The 17,754-nt window shown below is 44.0% G+C and carries 16 protein-coding genes; 8 read left to right on the forward strand and 8 right to left on the reverse strand.

Annotated features, from left to right (window positions below; all coding sequences use genetic code 11):
• Positions 1 to 12: 12 nt before the first annotated feature.
• Together QT987_RS01725 and radA are read right to left on the reverse strand one after the other, a co-directional pair.
• The gene (locus QT987_RS01725) at positions 13 to 282 is read right to left on the reverse strand and encodes a DUF2281 domain-containing protein (RefSeq protein ID WP_333236739.1); all 270 of its coding nucleotides are present in this window, start codon (positions 280 to 282) and stop codon (positions 13 to 15) included.
• 45 nt (positions 283 to 327) lie between these two features.
• On the reverse strand, positions 328 to 1,884 hold the full coding sequence (gene radA / locus QT987_RS01730; protein ID WP_333236741.1) for a DNA repair protein RadA: 1,557 nt from the start codon (positions 1,882 to 1,884) through the stop codon (positions 328 to 330).
• A gap of 164 nt (positions 1,885 to 2,048) precedes the next feature.
• Here radA and rpaB point away from each other — a divergent pair, with 164 nt between their 5' ends.
• On the forward strand, positions 2,049 to 2,780 hold the full coding sequence (gene rpaB, locus QT987_RS01735) for a response regulator transcription factor RpaB (protein WP_071587789.1): 732 nt from the start codon (positions 2,049 to 2,051) through the stop codon (positions 2,778 to 2,780).
• Between the two features lie 97 nt (positions 2,781 to 2,877).
• The gene (locus QT987_RS01740; protein ID WP_333154030.1) at positions 2,878 to 3,519 is read left to right on the forward strand and encodes a cofactor assembly of complex C subunit B; all 642 of its coding nucleotides are present in this window, start codon (positions 2,878 to 2,880) and stop codon (positions 3,517 to 3,519) included.
• Between the two features lie 80 nt (positions 3,520 to 3,599).
• Here QT987_RS01740 and QT987_RS01745 read toward each other — a convergent pair whose 3' ends face one another.
• The 5 genes from QT987_RS01745 to rfbB form a co-directional block, all read right to left on the reverse strand.
• Positions 3,600 to 4,880, reverse strand: a complete 1,281-nt coding sequence (locus tag QT987_RS01745) for a transposase (RefSeq protein WP_333236743.1) — start codon at positions 4,878 to 4,880, stop codon at positions 3,600 to 3,602.
• A gap of 395 nt (positions 4,881 to 5,275) precedes the next feature.
• On the reverse strand, positions 5,276 to 5,953 hold the full coding sequence (gene hpsJ-A, locus QT987_RS01750) for an HpsJ-like protein, cyanoexosortase A-associated (protein ID WP_333236745.1): 678 nt from the start codon (positions 5,951 to 5,953) through the stop codon (positions 5,276 to 5,278).
• Positions 5,954 to 6,131: 178 nt separating this feature from the next.
• Positions 6,132 to 6,800, reverse strand: a complete 669-nt coding sequence (locus QT987_RS01755) for a cyanoexosortase A system-associated protein (protein WP_333058145.1) — start codon at positions 6,798 to 6,800, stop codon at positions 6,132 to 6,134.
• Positions 6,800 to 7,651, reverse strand: a complete 852-nt coding sequence (gene crtA / locus QT987_RS01760) for a cyanoexosortase A (protein ID WP_333236747.1) — start codon at positions 7,649 to 7,651, stop codon at positions 6,800 to 6,802. The genes QT987_RS01755 and crtA overlap by 1 nt, the downstream gene beginning before the upstream one ends.
• A gap of 387 nt (positions 7,652 to 8,038) precedes the next feature.
• The gene (gene rfbB / locus QT987_RS01765) at positions 8,039 to 9,145 is read right to left on the reverse strand and encodes a dTDP-glucose 4,6-dehydratase (protein WP_333236750.1); all 1,107 of its coding nucleotides are present in this window, start codon (positions 9,143 to 9,145) and stop codon (positions 8,039 to 8,041) included.
• A gap of 357 nt (positions 9,146 to 9,502) precedes the next feature.
• Here rfbB and QT987_RS01770 point away from each other — a divergent pair, with 357 nt between their 5' ends.
• The 6 genes from QT987_RS01770 (at position 9,503) to QT987_RS01795 (ending at position 15,924) form a co-directional block, all read left to right on the forward strand.
• On the forward strand, positions 9,503 to 10,045 hold the full coding sequence (locus QT987_RS01770) for a hypothetical protein (protein WP_333236752.1): 543 nt from the start codon (positions 9,503 to 9,505) through the stop codon (positions 10,043 to 10,045).
• 464 nt (positions 10,046 to 10,509) lie between these two features.
• Positions 10,510 to 11,115: a DUF1517 domain-containing protein gene (locus QT987_RS01775; RefSeq protein WP_333058150.1), complete on the forward strand. Its 606-nt coding sequence runs from the start codon at positions 10,510 to 10,512 to the stop codon at positions 11,113 to 11,115.
• 236 nt (positions 11,116 to 11,351) lie between these two features.
• Positions 11,352 to 12,233, forward strand: coding sequence for a hypothetical protein (locus QT987_RS01780; protein ID WP_333236754.1), 882 nt, complete (start codon positions 11,352 to 11,354; stop codon positions 12,231 to 12,233).
• 307 nt (positions 12,234 to 12,540) lie between these two features.
• Positions 12,541 to 13,560 carry an S-layer homology domain-containing protein gene (locus QT987_RS01785; protein ID WP_333236756.1) on the forward strand — a complete coding sequence of 340 codons (1,020 nt, stop codon included), beginning with the start codon at positions 12,541 to 12,543 and terminating at the stop codon, positions 13,558 to 13,560.
• A gap of 230 nt (positions 13,561 to 13,790) precedes the next feature.
• The gene (locus QT987_RS01790) at positions 13,791 to 14,498 is read left to right on the forward strand and encodes an alpha-ketoglutarate-dependent dioxygenase AlkB (RefSeq protein WP_333236758.1); all 708 of its coding nucleotides are present in this window, start codon (positions 13,791 to 13,793) and stop codon (positions 14,496 to 14,498) included.
• A 52-nt stretch (positions 14,499 to 14,550) separates the two neighbouring features.
• Entirely contained in the window at positions 14,551 to 15,924 is a 1,374-nt protein-coding gene (locus QT987_RS01795; protein WP_333236760.1) for a hypothetical protein, read from the forward strand.
• A 149-nt stretch (positions 15,925 to 16,073) separates the two neighbouring features.
• On the opposite strand, the gene QT987_RS01800 is transcribed toward QT987_RS01795, so the two are convergent.
• The gene (locus QT987_RS01800; RefSeq protein WP_445300348.1) at positions 16,074 to 17,576 is read right to left on the reverse strand and encodes a peptidoglycan-binding protein; all 1,503 of its coding nucleotides are present in this window, start codon (positions 17,574 to 17,576) and stop codon (positions 16,074 to 16,076) included.
• Positions 17,577 to 17,754: the final 178 nt, after the last annotated feature.

Raw genomic sequence — 17,754 nt, forward strand, 5'->3', positions numbered from 1 at the left:
CGCGCATCAGCATCAAAATAAAGGCATGAGTGTCCAACAACAACCTGATTCCATGTACTCCTTAAACTCTTCTAGCGGTTCGTCAAAATCATCGGACATCCAAACCATTCCTTTAGCACTCCCAGCTTTGGATGACCAGCGCTTCTTATTAGCTGGCGGTATTCCTACCCATTTTACAACAGGCTGGTTATCTTGAGTAATCGCCACTTCTTCGCCTCTCATCGCCACTTCGATTAATTCCAGAAGTTTTTCTTTAGCCTCAATAATGTCTACTTGATACATATTTCGTGCCTCCTTACTATCAATTTATAACATCACAATTCTAACTCAATTAAACAAATCCTCTTCCTCCAAATCAACAGACTGTAATTCCATATCACCAGACTGCAACTGAGCCGGAGTAGCAGGAATCGCTGCAATTATTGCATCAATTACCTTCGCCACCGGAATAATCTCCATCCCCAACTCCGGCACCGGTTGATTCTTAGGAATAATCGCCCTTTTGAAACCCAATTTCGCCGCTTCCCTCAGCCGCAACTCTAATTGGGAAACCGGCCGCACCTGTCCCCCCAAACCCACTTCCCCAAGCAAAACAGTGCGCGCATCAACCACCCGATCGCGAAAACTGGCCACAACGGCGATCGCAACTGCCAAATCCGCCGCCGGTTCATCCACCTTCAACCCACCCACCGTCGCCAAAATCACATCTAATTTAGATAAAGGAATCCCCACCCTTTTCTCCAAAACAGCTAAAATTTGCTGCAATCTAGCATTGTCCACGCCAGTAGTAGTGCGGCGCGGCGAACCGAAACTTGCAGGGCTGACTAATGCTTGAATCTCCACTAAAATCGGTCGAGTTCCTTCGCAAGTAACAGTCGTCGAAGTACCCGGAGAAAATTCATCTCTATTGCCTAAAAATAACTCCGACGGATTATCTACTTCTCGCAAACCGTTGGCTACCATTTCAAAAACACCGATTTCGTGAGTCGCGCCAAAACGGTTTTTCATCGATCGCAAAAGTCGATGAGAAGCAAAGCGATCGCCCTCAAAATACAGTACAGTATCTACCAAATGTTCCAAAACCCTCGGCCCCGCCAAAGCTCCATCTTTCGTAACGTGACCGACAATAAATAAAGTAATATTTTCCCTTTTCGCCACCTGCATCAAAGCAGATGTACATTCCCGCACCTGAGCCACCGAACCGGGCGCCGATGTTAAACTAGCAAAATAAATAGTTTGGATGCTGTCAATCACCGCCACATTCGGTTTCAGCGCTTCCAACTCCCGCAAAACAACTTCTAAATCCGTCTCTGGAAGCAAATAGAAATTCTCCGCTGAATTGTCCTCCGAATCCTTTTTAGCTTCCCCGTTACTGCCAGATTTATGCCCGCCGTTGCTTGACAATTCAACCGGATTAGCCACCCCCAAACGCTGCGATCGCAACTTCACCTGCTGGCCGGACTCCTCCGCACTGACATACAGTATCCGATCCTTGCGGGCCAACATATTCGCCACCTGCAACAGCAGCGTCGATTTCCCGATTCCCGGTTCCCCCCCAATCAACACCAGCGAGCCCGGAACAATCCCGCCTCCCAAAACTCGATCGAGTTCCCCGTAACCAGAAGGCCAGCGAGACTGAGTTTGGTCAGCAATCTGCGATAATCTGAAAGATACCCTTGGTTGACCCTTCGACTTATCAGGGGGCGAACCGCCCACTGTCTTAGTTGTCACCCCAGTTAAACCAGCCCGCGGCACACCAGCAGTAGGTTGTTCTAACTGCTCGTCAAAAGAATCCCACTTCTGACAGCTAGGACATCTGCCAAAATATTGTGGTGAATCATACCCGCATTCCCGACAAATATATTGTATTCGAGGCTTAGGCATTGTTTACTATGATAAATAGTCACCCTAACATTTAGAAAAGTCTGATTTAAAGCAATTATCAAGCTTTCAGACCGATCGCCGCCCATGATTCAATTTGTGTCCTCTATGATAGGGTACAAAAAAATAACATTATCTGAAATGTAACTTAAGGAGTGCTCGGTAACTTGGAAAACCATAAAGAAAAAATTCTGGTAGTCGATGACGAAGCCAGTATCCGCCGCATTCTGGAGACTCGCCTTTCCATGATTGGCTACGATGTCGTCACCGCTGCTGACGGCGAAGAAGCTCTCGAAACATTCCGCAACACCGAACCCGACTTAGTGGTTTTGGACGTGATGATGCCGAAGCTAGACGGTTACGGCGTCTGTCAGGAGTTGCGAAAAGAGTCAGACGTACCCATCATCATGCTAACTGCTTTGGGAGACGTAGCCGATCGCATCACCGGTTTAGAATTGGGCGCCGACGATTACGTCGTCAAACCTTTCTCTCCCAAAGAACTAGAAGCCCGTATCCGTTCGGTATTGCGCCGGGTTGACAAAAACGGCGCATCGGGAATTCCCAGTTCTGGAGTCATCCACGTCACCAACATTAGGATTGACACCAACAAGCGCCAAGTTTACAAAGGCGACGAACGAATTCGCCTCACGGGCATGGAATTCAGCCTGTTAGAACTGCTTGTCAGCCGTTCTGGAGAGCCTTTTTCGCGATCGGAAATTTTGCAGGAAGTCTGGGGATACACGCCAGAACGCCACGTAGACACCCGCGTAGTGGACGTTCACATCTCGCGGCTGAGGGCAAAGTTGGAAGACGACCCCAGCAATCCCGAATTAATTCTCACCGCCCGCGGCACCGGCTATCTCTTCCAGCGAATTGTCGAAATTGGGGAAGTAGGATAAAGTCAGTTGGCAGTTGGCAGTTGGCATTACTTAAATTACCAACTACCAATTACCAATGACTAATGACTAATGACTAATGACTAATGACTAATGACTAATGACTAAATCTGATCCCAATAAAGTTTTGCGGCAATTGCCCTTAGTTGCAGGAGGGTTAGCAGGTACGCTGCTAATGGTAAACCGGTTGCTGACAGAGCAAATTACAGATTCTCAAGCTCGATCGGACGCTTTGGGAGTAATTATCAGCGCTTTGCTGATTTTAACAGGTTTGCTGTGGCAGCAGGTGCAAGCGCGATCGCCCGATTCCGTAAAACTTATCGGCGAAGAAGGTTTTGAATTTGCGCCGGATTTGCCGGAGGCTGTGAAAATAGAATTAGCCTGGGCGTCGCGTTTGCTGTTGACAAATACCGCCACAAGGTCGATCGTAATTGTGTATCAGGGAAAAGTCCTATTGCGGCGCGGTATTTTAGGCATCAATCCCGAAGTCAAACCGGGGCCGATTTTGCAGCGAGTGCTCGACAAAAATAAACCAGTTTATTTAGTAAATCTCAATATTTATCCCGGCAAAATTGAATTTGACTATTTGCCAGAAAATACTCAAGGAGTCATCTGTCAACCTATCGGCACCCAAGGCGTTTTAATCTTAGGTGCTAACGCGCCCCGCAGCTATACAAAACAAGATGAAAACTGGGTAGAAGGCATTGCCGACAAACTAGAAAATACCATCAATCGATTTTAGATTTTAGATTTTAGATTTTAGATTTTAGATTGTGGATTTTAGATTTTAGATTGTGGATTTTAGATTTTAGATTGTGGATTTTAGATTTTAGATTTTAGATTTGAGATTGTGGATTGCACAATGCCAGCACTTTGACACTCCTCGACTATCAGGTACGAGGATTCTTCCTTCACCGGGATTCCGACGAATTTACCCTCAGAAAGCATCTTGACCGTATGCCCTACGGCTGCAAGTCCTCTAATAAGAACTACTTGAGCTGCTGCAATATCCCTATCAGTTGTGTAGTTACAACTTGAGCAGGTGTGGGTGCGCTCTGACAATTCTTTTTTGCCCGTTTCTACACCACAACTAGGACAAATCTGACTTGTTTTATGAGCGCTTACTTTCTGGAAGTACACGCCATGCTTAAAACAGGTTTGCTCTAATATTGTTAAGAACTGACCCCAGCTTGCCTCTAAGCAATGTTTACCTAGTATTGCTCTAGACAATCCTACTAGGTTCAAGTCCTCAACAAATATCATCCCCACATCTTTACAGAGTTGGTGAGACAATTTCCAGTGCCAGTCTTGGCGACAGTTTGCAATGTCCTCGTGCAGTTGAGAAACTTTCTTCTGAGCCTTTTTCCAATTATTTGAGCCTAACTTTTTCCGACTGACGCGCTGTTGCAGCAATTTAAGCTTGCGTTCGGCCTCAACAAAAAACTTTTGGCGCTTGACTAAAAGACCGTTAGAAGTTGCTATGAAATTAGTTAAGCCAACATCAATCCCAATCCCCTCGCCGTGTGGCATAACCGACGGCACTGACACGTCCCATTGTAGGGTTAGCATTACATACCAACCGCTGGCTCTCTTGACGATTCTGGCTTGTTTGATAGTTGCCCCATCAGGAATAGGACGCGATTGGTGAAGTTTAACCAATCCAATCTTGGGTAATTTTACTTTTCCATTCTGAACCGGATCAACCCCCAATTGAGGGAAGACAAAAGACCGCATTGTTCCCGCTTTTTTAAAGCGAGGAAAACCGTGCTTTTGTTCCCACATACTGACAAACGCTTTTTCAAGCCGTCTCAATGTTTGTTGCAAAACGTGTACGGCAACGGCACCCAAAGCCGATATACTTGCCCTGGCTGCGGTTAAGTTCTTGCACTGACTAGCATAAGTTGGTCGTTTTGTTTCGGCCCCAATAATAAATTCAGAGCGGATAGAGCAAGCGTTAACCTGGCAACTACGAGAATGAAACCAATGCTTGCGCTCTGCCAGCGCGTAGTTATAAACGCGACGACACTGTTCCAGCCAATCTTCAAAAATGGCTGCTTGCGCTGGCGTTGGTCTTAATTTGTACTCGTAGGTTAAGTTAAACACTTGCTCTATCCTCCTACTCTGATTATACAGTCGTGAAGAAAGGCCGGAACGCTTATTCACAAGTTTTAACTAAAGTCGCCCTAAAAGGGCGAGGCTTGTACCCAGTTTCTTGGTCAAGGTGCGTTCCTCTTCGAGGGCTGCGCTAACAACCGATTTGCCTCATTCTCGGTGTTGGCTATCGGCAATAAACAAGATTTATTACCGATAATATCTTTTGAAAAGAAGAAGAGGGAGCGCTGCCCCCAACGAAATTTCCAGGGTTTGAGGGTCTTTTTAACCACCAAGACGCGGGCTGCATGTACAGGGCAGGGCGCACCTTAGTCCTCAACAAGTCTCTCCGGGTGCGCTAGGCGCACCTTACTAGCTCAAAACTCGCAACTCAAAACTCAAAACTACTACCGAGCCCAGTCAGTACCGCGCCACAGCGTAAAAAACAAAACACTAGAAATCAGCGCGCCCAGCAGCCACTTAACAGCATTTTTAAATAACCCCACGCGCTGACTTTGCTGAACCGCAGCACTTTGCGTCTGTAACCGTTCCCTAGCCGGAGTAATTCTCGAAAGAATTTGCTCTTTCAATTGCTGTGGGTTTTGCGTATCCGCTTGTACCCCCAAACGGGTAAGTTCCCCCGCTAAATTCCTTAAATCTTCAGGACTACCCTTATTCAGCCGTTCTTCCACCTGCTGCAACTGAGCTAATTGTTGGTTTGCTTGAGTAGTAATTTGCTGGTTGTTTTGATTGTTGACGTAGATAGTGCCAAAAATTCCCAAAGGTAGCATCAACAGAAAAACCAGACCTAGCAGCAGACAAACCCAAGACAAAACCTTCAAAAAAAGGTCTTCCAAACCTCTGCGGTCGTACCCTTCTCCAAAAAATATCAGCGCCATTGCCAGTAAAGGAACTGGCACCCGTTCCACTACAGCCCCAATCGTTTGCAATTCCCAGAGGCGATTGCCAAAATTGGCTGGTATAAGAACTGCAATCGTATCTAATACAGACAAAATTAATAGACCGTAGCCAATCCAACGCAGTCTGTAGATAGAAAAACCTTGTTCGCCTTGTAAGTCATTCATAAAATAATCAGAGTTGTTGTTAAGAAAAATCTCTCTTGACGCCGCCCAAGAACGGATACAAGCCCCCGACCAAAGTCGTGGATAGTCAAACATTTTAGACTTTTGTTCAAGCTTCCAGATTCACCTGTGGATTAAATCTAAAAGCTAAAAGCTAAAAGCTAAAATCGACTGAATCGAGTCAAGGTTCGGGGAATCGCGGCTGCCACCACTCATACCAAGAAACCCAAGCATTCTCTAGAATTTTTTTGGCATCTTCTGGATTTGTTTTATCCAAAGGCACAGACATCTGAGTCCACAAACAGCGCCGGTCTTGAATATTTCCCCTACCCAACAACCAAAACAGAATACGGTTTGGCTGCCAATCTCGAGTATTTCGATTATATCTAAACTGTTGGGAAGTTACTGTAGCACTGCCATTAGGATTGATACACGAACTCAAATACAGTCGATTTTGCTGTTGCAAAATTCCGTGAAACCCCGCGCCTTGAGTGTTTGCCAATGCTAGTTTACCAGGAGACGACTTGAGAACAGTATGTCCCCTCATCATACCTTCCACATCCCCAATGGTGTCTACTGCATAGCGCATCTCTATTTCTAGAGCCATGCTATTTTTTTGATATTCATATTTCCTGGCAGCTTTGAATTCTGAATTTTCCTTGATTTCCAGAAGCGCGCTCTTGTTTAGTTTCCAATCGGCTAGAGGCACCGACTCGGGAAACTCAAACGGGGTTGCCACATTCTTGCCGTCCGATGGATAGAAAACCAACTTTCCGGCAACCAACAAAACCCCTCCCAAAGTAACAGCCAACAGGGAAAGCCTAAGTGGTTTCCAAGAGGTAATAGCCATTAGCAATTCTGTCCTTCCTGATTTGGGGGTTGGTCTTTCAAAATTGCAAACCAGCAGAATAACCCGAAAATAAATACAGCAATCATCGAAAATATTACCGAACCATTTCCTTCGTGCCAGTATTTAAATGCTTCGGGTTGAGATAGCGATACCAGCACGGCCAGGAGACCAACTCGCGCGGCATTCACTACAAATGCAGTAATTATTGCCACGAATGGCAATACCATTTTCTGACCCGTAGTGGTAGGAAACATCAGTAAGAAAACCAGAGATAGTCCTAACAATTGTAGCATCGCATTCACCCCGGAACAGCCGTGATTCACTTCCACGCTTCCCTTTTCTAGGATTAGAAAAACCCCTTTCCGCACTACTTCAAATCCTACATAGTGCAGGATGAAAGCTGAAAATTTAGCTGTTAATTTTGGAACATCAACAAATACTCCGATCAATCCGGGAGGAATAGCTGTATACGCAAGAATTAGAAGTTCCTGCCAATATTGTTTCAGTCCTTTTGTGCCGGAAGCCAGCAAGGCGAGACTGATTCCAGACAAAAAAGGCGTTGCTCGGATAAAAAAGTCGTATCCCGATATCGACGAACTTTTGAGCAATATTAAAGCAATTAACGCTGTCCCAAAAAAGCTGGCGAAAATTCCGCTTTCAAAATTTAAAGACTCGTGCCTTTCCCAAATTAGAAATGCTACGACTCCCCAAAACAGTAACATTGTACCGAACAGGTCAGTGTCGTTTGTTCTGGAAGTCAGAGTTAGGTGTATGGCAATCAAACCGGAGGCGATGCCTAACAGCCAGTATTTAGGTTCTTGGATGTGCTTGAGCGAGTTTATTTCGGTCATTGCTGCTTTTTGTTTTTCCTAAAAGCTTCTAAAATGCTTAAGCTTGTAACTCTATTAAAATTATCAGCTACAAACACTTAAATTTATGCGTTTGGGATGATTTTTCACTAAATCTTCACAAAGATTGACAAGAGCAAATATGTGTGATATCTACCTTCACCTAATTAAATCTGAAGTTAGGAGCAAAGACAAAAGAAAACAGGTTTTTTAACTCAGATCGATCGCACTCAACTAAAAATTTTCCTTTCTCTAACCCGGTTTCTGCGGCGAGAGTTTAAATGTAAAGCTTGAAGGCAAGACAGAAACCTTTGTTGGACGCACTCTTGAGCTGGAAAACCAGTTTTTTACTGGTTCTGGTTTTTTGTAGCCGGTGCGTCCAGGAGGAGATTAGTTAGAGTAGACTTTCCGGTAGTAAGTTTGATATTCCTCCGAAAGCAGGGGTTCCCACCACTCCCGATGGGCTAAGTACCATTCTACAGTCTGTCGCAAACCTTCTTCAACGGTTACTGAGGGAGTCCAACCTAACTCTGTTTTAATTTTGGTGGCATCAATAGCATAACGCCGATCGTGCCCGGCTCTGTCTTTGACAAATGCGATCAATTGTTCGCAAGGACGGGCGGGTAAATCAGAAGCTAATTCGTCCATTAGCTGACACAGCATTTTCACTAAATCGAGATTTTTTACCTCGTTGTTGCCGCCAACATTGTAGGTTTCCCCAGGCTGACCACGGTGAATAACGACATCTAAAGCGCGGCAGTGGTCGAGAACGTAGAGCCAATCTCGCACGTTTTGACCGTCGCCGTATACTGGCAGCGGTTTGCCCAATAACATATTGATGCACATTAATGGAATGAGCTTTTCTGGGAAGTGATAGGGGCCGTAATTGTTGGAACAGTTGGTGATAATTGTCGGGACGCCGTAGGTGTGGAAATAGGCGCGGGCGAGGTGGTCGCTACCAGCTTTGGAGGCTGAGTAGGGACTGTTGGGCGAGTAGGCCGTTGTTTCTGTGAAGGCTGGGTCATCGGGGCTGAGACTGCCGTAAACTTCGTCGGTAGAAACGTGGAGGAAGCGCATTTGGGTTTTGAGAGATGCCTCATCAATGGCTTCAAAATGCTTGCGGAAGGCTTCTAAAAGTGTGAAGGTTCCGACAACGTTGGTTTGAACAAAGGCGGCAGGCCCGATAATTGACCTGTCAACGTGGGATTCTGCGGCAAAGTGCGCGACTGTGGTGATGTTTTCTTCTTTGAGCAAGGTATCGACTAAGGTACGATCGCAAATATCCCCCTGCACAAATCGAAAATTTTCGCCTCCTTCCAAAGTTGCCAGGGTTTGTCTGTTTCCGGCGTAGGTTAAAGCATCGAGTACGACTACTCGATCGCCCGGATAGCTGCTGCACCAGTGATGCACAAAATTCGAGCCGATAAATCCAGCCCCGCCCGTCACCAACAATCGGCGAGGAGCTCGGTCAATGCCTTGATTCGCGCTGTCTGTCATAAAAATAAGAGTTTTTCCAATAACTAAGCCTTTACAAAAGTAGCCTTAAAAGTAGTTTGTCACCAAGTGTTTGCCGCTCTGTAATTAAAATTTCTACTGTCTCACCTCAGATTTTCTAATTTGGGCGCGCTCCAAGTATGGGTTCACAAAACTTGAACTTCTACCGATCTGTTAGCCCAAACGCTTACATATCAAGCATTGCAGATTTTTAAGCAGGCAAGTTTAAATTTGAATTGCGTGAGGCTATAGCTGACTTTTGCGATCGATCCGCGATATGGACGGCGCGCAGAGTTGATAGATTTGTAAAGAGCTGTTACCATTAATTTTTTAATTATCCTTTACAATCTCCCAAGCATCATGAAGAAGTTTCAAGTGTTAGCTGGCATTGCTTCCGTCGTCGCGATCGCAAGCAGCATCGCCATAGGTGACGCCGCATCTGCTTTCCCCTGTTCCTACAGCAAATCTAGCGCGTCTAAATCTGGTTCTGCGACAACCCTCCTAGGTTCCGGCGGCTCGGAGCGCATTAATCCGTGGAAATCCTACAAAACAGCAGCTCTCGGTTTCCTCGGTTTGGCTGGAGTTTTGGGTGGCGGTGCTGCTTACATGAGCTACCGTGCCGGCAAGCGCGCTTCTGCTGCTTGCGCTGCGATGACCGATAATTTTGAAGTTTTTGAAGAGTCGGCTCCGATCGCAGATGCAGGTGTTTCTGGACACTTGGAAGTTCCGGCGTTGCTCGATTTGGCGGCGGCGGGTGCTGTAGCTGAGTCAGCAAATGCGGTTGCAGTCGTTCGCGAACACCCAGAAGCTCCAGGTGGCGAGCTGGATTTGCCGGTTTCGCCAGTTGCTGAGTTGAGTTCTGAAATTGCGATCGAACAAGTCCAAAGCGCGATCGTCAAATAGTTATCTCAAACCAACGTATTCGCTTAGCGCACCTCCAATCTTGCAAGATTGGAGGTTTTTTGATTTGAAATTATCTACCCCTACAATTTCCTGTCATTGCGATCGCGAAGCACTGCAAACAATAGACAGATGAATCGATCGCACCAATATCATATTCCGGCTCAGCAAACGAGCGCTGAATTAATATCAATTAAAAAAACTCTTGCTACCATCATCAATCTCATAGCAATTATTAAAAGTCGCTGCTCTCCGTCAGGACAAGGCTGTGCGGTTTTCCTACTGTATTTGAACTGTATTTGATCCGATTGAAAACTGCTATAAAATTAGATGAGTCAAAGCGAGACAGTACGCTGCCGAGGCGATCGCTAAAAATACTCTTCAGATCAATCTGAGGGTAGACGGCAAGAGTTCAAATCCCCTGCTATCGTTGGAAATATAGCCCTACAGATTACAACTATTAGGTTATGAATGCTTGGCGCGATCGATTCAATCAATTTACAGGTAAAACTCGATTGGCAGTTTGCCGGGTGTTCGTTCACCTAACAGGCGAAGATGTTGCACCGCTGTTAGGAGTTCTCAACCGCACCGCCAGACAAGCAATTGATGCCGATGGCGACATAGCAGTTTTAGGAGAAGGTCTTGTAGAAATTTGCAATCACCTGTTGCAGTACGACAACTACTGGCAAGCAGCCGCCAATGAAGGCGATGTTTTTTGGAATGAAGGCGAAGCGGGCGATTATGTGGATGAACTTTTCATTGATTCAGCCGATCGCTATCTCAGCGAGCCTCAATACAGTACATCTGTTTACGATAAAAATTCCCCCTTGTCTTTGCCGGTAACTAGAAATGTGGTGGTGATGCTGACAGTTGCCTATGAAGGCGAAGTTCCGGCCCTAGAAACTGACCTTGCGGACATCAGCGCGCTGAAAGTCGGTTTAAAAGCACTGATTAATTTACATTACCAAGAAAGGCTCCGAGCTGTGCAAGTTCACTTTTCTCCCGCACAGTTGGGAGACGAACTTACCAACGACCAAGTGTTGGTCAATTTCCCCGAACTTATTCCCATTTAAGGAAAGAAGAAGGAAGAGGGAGAAATTACCAATTACCAATTACTACAGCACATTCCATGTATATCTAGTACACGCAATTTTCTAGTAAGCATCGGTGCGTCGCCACCCGTCAATCTGCAAGTTTTATCCAAGAGATCGCAGCGACGCACCTTACAGATTAACATCACACAATATATCTGCTACTGTATTTGTTCAAGATGGAATAGGCCGTATTTACTCATTACCAATTACTATTTATGATGCTGCGAAAACTGACAATTTATTTAATGGCTTTAACTTTTTTGTGGACGGCAACCGGCTGCGGTTCACCTCGCACACAAACTTCTACAAATCCTGCGGGAAATCCGAATATTAACACTGTGCGCCCTGCACCAAACAATAACTTGGCTCAAGGCCAATATCCCGTACAGCAAGTTACCTACAACGATGCTGATGGCGAATACAGTTTGATGTTGCTGAATACTCCCCCCGGCAGTCCCCCAGTTTACCGCACTAGGGATTTGCAAATGGCTCGCTTAACAAATGAAGAAATATCGGCAGGCAAGAAAAGTTATCTAAATGTGGAGAACAATCAAGCGGTTTTGCATTTGACAGAAGATTTTAAAATTGAGTACGTTCACAACGTTACCCAAACTGTTCCTAATCCTCAAACAGGTCAGCCACAAACCGTAGTAGTGCGGCAGCAATCTGGCTTCTGGGCACCGTTTGCTGGAGCTGTGGCCGGTCAGGCGATCGGCAGTTTGTTATTTAGACCGCGATATTATATGCCGCCAGTCTATCAGCCGGGAATTATGACAGGATATGGCGGGTATGGTAATACTTACAACCAAGCTGTTCAGCAATATCAAACTCGGTATCGAACTCCGCCTCCGGCTGTGAGAAACCGTCAAGTTTTAAGGACGACCGGCCGCTTGCGATCGCCCACCTACAACCAGCCAGTAAGACCCTCAGTACGTCCAAATGGCAATCGATCGACCGGTTCGGGCTACGGTGGCAGCACTTTGAGGCGATCGCCACAGCCACGTCAAAATCCAAACAAGCGGCAGCCAAGTTTTGGTAGCGGCAGAAATTCTCGTCAACCGAGTCGGAATCGCTCTTTCGGGGGCAGAAGGCGCTGAGTTGAAGAGTACAAAAATTAGCAACTGACATCGGTAAAAGTTGATTTTATCTATAGCAATCCTCGCATCATTTGTGTAATTTTTGTAGGGGCCAACCCCCCGTGGTTGCCCCAGGAGGCTGGGGTAGGCACTTAGCACTACCCCTACATCTTTTTACAATTCATTTAAGATTGCTAGATCCTCCAGATGCTACGCCCCCGCAAGTATTGACAGTGAAAACTTTGGAATAATTGATTTAGCCTTCTCTGTTTCCCCCAGACCCAAAAAATATGTGATTTAATTTCTACAGTGATATGTAGGTGACAATATGTCTTCTTCACAACCCCCGTCAGGGGAAAGAAATCCTCTAGGATTGGATGAATTGATTGCTATCTTGGTTGCCTTCGGCACGATGGGAGCAATTTTATTTTGGGTAACAGGTAAAAATCCCGATCGATTGAATGCCAGAAATTGGCAATTTCCAGCCGTTTTCTCTCAGCCTGCTGTGACGCCCGCGACTCCGGGAATATTAACGCCAGAATCGCCAAGTTCGGATTTGCGATCGCCCGCGACAACCCCCCTTCCGTCAAAACCGGATGTCGCACCTGTGGCACCTTTAGGGCCGATTTTACCGGCAACTCCTCCGGTGGGTGTAATCGTTGTTCCTCCGAAGCCAATTGCGCGATCGACTCCCAATCCAGCAATTACCAAACCGAAAGGCGATAAACCCAAAGCCGCTAAACCCAAAGTTGGGCCTGTTATATTATCCGATGTTCCAGACAAATATTGGGCGCGTCCGTTCATTGTCGCTTTAGTCGATCGCAAAATCTTTACTGATTTCACCGACAGCAAATTTCGTCCCGACGAACCGATGACGCGAGCCGAACTAGCGCGCTTAATTCAGCGAATGTCCGACGACAAAAAGCCGATCCGAAAACCCATTGATTTTAAAGACGTAAAAGACAAAAGTCCTGTCGCTCCGGCGATCGACCACACCGTCACAACTGGATATCTTAAAGGATACCCAAACAATGAGTTCCGTCCCGACAAAAATATTCCCCGTGTCGAAGTCATCGCAGCTTTAGCCAGCGGTTTGAGCCTGAAATCATCAACAAAAACAACCAAAACTTTACAAGTTTATACAGACAGGAAAAAAGTGCCGAAATGGGCAGTTAACAAAGTAGCATCAGCCACAGAAGCTGGCATTGTTGTCAACCACCCGAAGCGCGCACTTTTGCAGCCTAATAGAACAGCAACTCGCGCTGAAGTAGCAGCCATGATTTACCAAGCTATGGCCAAAAAAGGCCAAGTACCTGCTAAGTCTTCTGAGTATGTTGTGCGGCTTTAATTAGAGGAATGAAGCCCTTCTTTTTTCTATGAGTCAGACTTGGGCTTGCGGGTAGTCAGAAACCGGGTTTTTTGCGACAATACTTCCTCATAGCTGACAGAATCAGCCAAAAACCCGGTTTCTTGGGCTTGCGAGCCGTCAGAAACCGGGTTTTTTGCGACAATACTTCCTCATAGCTGACAGAATCAGCCAAAAACCCGGTTTCTTGGGTTTGCGGGCAGTTGAGATCGATGTTAAAATCACAGGAATCATGTCAAATCATCATTCCACACTCATTGATTCGATTTGAGGCAATTATTATGTATCATCAGATAAGACTTGGGGATAATCAGCTCGATAGCAGCGATATTCAAGAAACAGTAGTTATTGATACTGATGGAGAAGTGATCTTTTATCCCAATTTTTTTAGTATCGAAGAAAGCGATCGTCTTTTTTCAGATTTATATTCTAGTATTAACTGGAAACAGGATATTATTCATTTTTATGGAAAAAAGATACCTTTACCCCGACTTACAGGTTGGTATGGAGATGAAGGCAAATCCTATACATATTCAGGCATCGAACAGCATCCCGATCCTTGGACTCCCACACTCAAATTAATTAAATCAAAAGCTGAAGAGATATCAGAAGTTACTTTTAATAGCGTGCTTCTCAATCTATATCGTGATGGTAAAGATAGCGTTTCATGGCATAGCGATGACGAGCCAGAATTAGGAAAAAATCCGATTATAGCCTCAATTAGCTTTGGGGCAACTCGCCGATTTTCATTAAAGCATAAAATATCAAAAAACTACAAAATTGATATTAATTTGCTCAATGGTAGTTTGCTGTTGATGAAAGGTGAAACCCAGCATTGCTGGCAACATCAAATCCCTAAAACTTCTAAATTTGTGGAACCGAGAATTAATCTAACTTTTAGAATTATCAAACCCGTTTAAAACAAAGAAAATAAAATTTTATCGCTGCTATCAAATCAGGGTTAATTGAGTTATGAAAAATCTACTTTTATTAGGAACCTTAAGCTTTAGTATTGCTTTTAGTTTGGGTATAGCAGTAGAAAAAAATATTCATAAAAGTGCTGCCATAGGTGGTATAGCGACAATTAGCACCCTTAGTAGTGCCTTCGTTTTAAGCAAAAAATCTGACCGAGAACTTGAAAATATCCGCAGCTATACCGAAAATTTAAAAAGCATTGAAAATCAGATTTTAAGCCTGAAAAATAAAAAAATAAAACTTGTACAGGCAATTGATAGCAAAACTCAATCAAAAACCACGATTGAAGCAGAATACAACTCAATTGTAATCGAAGTCGAGCGACTTAAAGAAGAAGTTAAAGCTCTCAATGTACAGCGAGAAAGTCTGCACAATGTAATTGCTAATCATAAAATTCAAGACCTAAAAATTAAACCTAAAATTCCTGTTAAAACTGAAGTAGCAAAACCAATCAAAAAGACAAGAAAGACAATATTGTACAATTGCATTTTAGATGGATTAGAAAATTCGACAGACTTTTATCACAAAAACAACCACGGAACCTTTGAAAACTATTTACAATCATTACAAAAACCCGCAGAAGCATTGTGGTATTCTTATAGATCGAATCAGGTTAAAGTAAATTATTCGGAGCCGTCAATTCAAGCAGTTTATTTGATGCGTTATTATCCCCATTATGCGTACATGAATTTTCAAATATTAGAAATGATACACGCTCAAAATTTATTAAATAATCTAACAAATGAAACGCTAGAAGTATGCTTATTTGGTGCAGGGCCATGTCCAGAAATCGTAGGCTTAAGTAAATACTTATCAGATAAGTATCAAAACATTAAAAAATTAACTGTTAATGTATATGATATTGCTTCTGAGGAATGGACTTTAAGCAGAAATATTACCGAAAAATTTGTGATACCGGAATACTGGTTCGGAGATTTAAAGCTAAATAGTAATTACCTAGATTTATGCGAATCTAATTCTCTTCACTCAATCAAAACAACAATTCAAAAAAGCCAAATGTTCATTTTTCAAAATTGTTTGAATGAAATTTATAATATATCTACAGTTCAAACAAATCTCAATTTTTTGCTTAATGAAATACCTGTAGGTGGTGTAATAATAATTATTGATTTATGTAACTATAACCAAAACACCACCATAATCGATCGATTGAAACAACAAGTAAGTAATCGAGATGATTTTGAAATTTATTGCCCTCAAGCTAAAGATACTAAAATTAAAGCTTGCTTTCCCATTCCACCACTAATCACACAACATCTCTTAACTGGAAAAGATAAGTTAGTACCTCGTAGTAAAGATATCGATTGTCTTTTTATAAGTTTGCACAAAATTAATCTAAAAGCTTCGTAATTGATATGAAATTCGGTTGCAAAGGCATCGTTACGTTTGCTACCGCCTTAATTCTGAGGACTAAAGTTCTCACTCCGAACCAGTTTGTAGTAAGGACTTTAGTCCTTCTTTCTTAGTCCACGCTTGAGTGAACATAGAAACAAGCTAAATTAATCTTGAAACACCATAATACTGCCCGAATAGCAAGCTACCCAAACCTGATTAGTTTCTGGATCGTAGGTAATGCCGATTGGGCTTGAATTAACCTTCACTGTTTGCAGCACTTTCATATCGCTCGTCCTAACTTTGCTAACAGTATTCGAGAAATAGTTAACTACATAAAGCAGTTTTCCCTGATCGGAAATTGTCATGCTGCGAGGTGCTCTTCCTGTCGAAACTTTGTCCACCACTTTACCAGTTTGTAGGTCAATTTTGGCCACATTTCCTTCACCATTTAAAGTGGCATAAAGATACTTTCCGTTGGGATCGATCGTCAAATGACGCGGCGCATTGCCAATATTTCTCAGCCATTCTACCGAAAAGTCGATGAGATTCACTTTCGCAATGTCGGAAGAACCCATGATGGCAACATAGGCATTTTTTGAGTCGGGAGTAACAACAATACCGCGAGGATATGCACCCAGTTTCACTCGCTCGATTTCGATATTTTTATTGATATCAACTATGCTCAAATCCCAACTGCACCAATTGCTAGCGAGGGCGAAGCGATTGTCAGGCGAAACAGCATTGAATTTCGGCACTGCACCTACAGGAATTACCTTTTCTATTTTCAAAGTTTTGGTATTGATGCGGTACAGAAAACTTTGGTCGTGTTTTGCGGCTGGAGAGCACCTGTCGGTTCCCGGATTGCTAAACCCCGAACCGTACATTTTGTAGTTGGAGACGTAGGCATATTTTCCATCGGTTGAAAAAGCAGCTTCTACGGGAGAGCCTTTATAATTGCCTTTGAATTTAGAAAAGCCGAACTTCGACAAGTTTACTGTATCGGGAATAGTCTTGACTAATTTAAAGTTCCTGTCGTAAACTGTGATTGTGTGACGGTACATCATGTTTTGAGCAAAAAACAAGCCGTCTCCCGAATAAACTATTGATTTTGGCGAGATGTTGCCGTAAATTGTTTTTTTCAAGGTCATTTTTCCTTGAGTGTTGTCGGGAGGATTTACTAGCCTTGTGGTTGGTGATTCACTTTTTTTATCCTCGGAATTTTCAGCTTTAAAAGGTGGCAAAGATGGTTCTTGAAATAGAGGTTCTGGGGGCTGAGTTTTAGTTTTATCTTCGAGTTCGTTTGTGTTTTCTGTGGCGGTAGGAGATGGCGAAGGTCGATCGACATTTGGCGCGATTTTTTCCGCAGCTTCAATACTCCCCTCTTCCGGCTTACCTTTCAGCGCTGACAAGGTTTTAGGGCCGACAATTCCGTCAACTTTCAGATTGTTCTCTGCTTGAAACTTTTTCACTGCCGCCAGGGTGATAGAACCGTAAAATCCTGTAGCCTTACCGCGAAAATAGCCTGCGTTTTGTAGAGTTTTCTGAAGTTGGGCTACTTCCGGGCCTGAATCACCTTTTTTGATGGCGAGTGCGGGATTGACTAAATTTAAAATTGTGAGAGCGATCGTAAAGAAAAGTAAAGGAGCAGAGGCTAACTTTAGGTGCATTTTTGAGTTAGTTCTTTGAAGCAGACATCTTGTACCATTTTCATGAACAGGCAAGATGCCTGTTCCACAAGAGTTTAAGTTGTTGTTTGTGGGGAGTAGGGGTTGGGCATCTTGCCCGCCCTTGAAAGCCTGATTTGTAGCCGTTTCCCAAGTTTTAGCTAAATGTAGGTAGGCTAGT

The sequence above is a fragment of the Microcoleus sp. SVA1B4 genome, assembly GCF_036700545.1.
GTDB lineage: Bacteria > Cyanobacteriota > Cyanobacteriia > Cyanobacteriales > Microcoleaceae > Microcoleus.

Bases quoted from the DNA above. Each gene is read 5' to 3' on its own strand.
- QT987_RS01725 (WP_333236739.1), bottom strand. From the start codon at position 282: ATGTATCAAGTAGACATTATTGAGGCTAAAGAAAAACTTCTGGAATTA.
- radA (WP_333236741.1), bottom strand. From the start codon at position 1,884: ATGCCTAAGCCTCGAATACAATATATTTGTCGGGAATGCGGGTATGAT.
- QT987_RS01740 (WP_333154030.1), top strand. From the start codon at position 2,878: ATGACTAAATCTGATCCCAATAAAGTTTTGCGGCAATTGCCCTTAGTT.
- hpsJ-A (WP_333236745.1), bottom strand. From the start codon at position 5,953: ATGAATGACTTACAAGGCGAACAAGGTTTTTCTATCTACAGACTGCGT.
- QT987_RS01755 (WP_333058145.1), bottom strand. From the start codon at position 6,800: ATGGCTATTACCTCTTGGAAACCACTTAGGCTTTCCCTGTTGGCTGTT.
- crtA (WP_333236747.1), bottom strand. From the start codon at position 7,651: ATGACCGAAATAAACTCGCTCAAGCACATCCAAGAACCTAAATACTGG.
- rfbB (WP_333236750.1), bottom strand. From the start codon at position 9,145: ATGACAGACAGCGCGAATCAAGGCATTGACCGAGCTCCTCGCCGATTG.
- QT987_RS01770 (WP_333236752.1), top strand. From the start codon at position 9,503: ATGAAGAAGTTTCAAGTGTTAGCTGGCATTGCTTCCGTCGTCGCGATC.
- QT987_RS01775 (WP_333058150.1), top strand. From the start codon at position 10,510: ATGAATGCTTGGCGCGATCGATTCAATCAATTTACAGGTAAAACTCGA.
- QT987_RS01780 (WP_333236754.1), top strand. From the start codon at position 11,352: ATGATGCTGCGAAAACTGACAATTTATTTAATGGCTTTAACTTTTTTG.
- QT987_RS01785 (WP_333236756.1), top strand. From the start codon at position 12,541: ATGTCTTCTTCACAACCCCCGTCAGGGGAAAGAAATCCTCTAGGATTG.
- QT987_RS01790 (WP_333236758.1), top strand. From the start codon at position 13,791: ATGTTAAAATCACAGGAATCATGTCAAATCATCATTCCACACTCATTG.
- QT987_RS01795 (WP_333236760.1), top strand. From the start codon at position 14,551: ATGAAAAATCTACTTTTATTAGGAACCTTAAGCTTTAGTATTGCTTTT.
- QT987_RS01800 (WP_445300348.1), bottom strand. From the start codon at position 17,576: ATGCACCTAAAGTTAGCCTCTGCTCCTTTACTTTTCTTTACGATCGCT.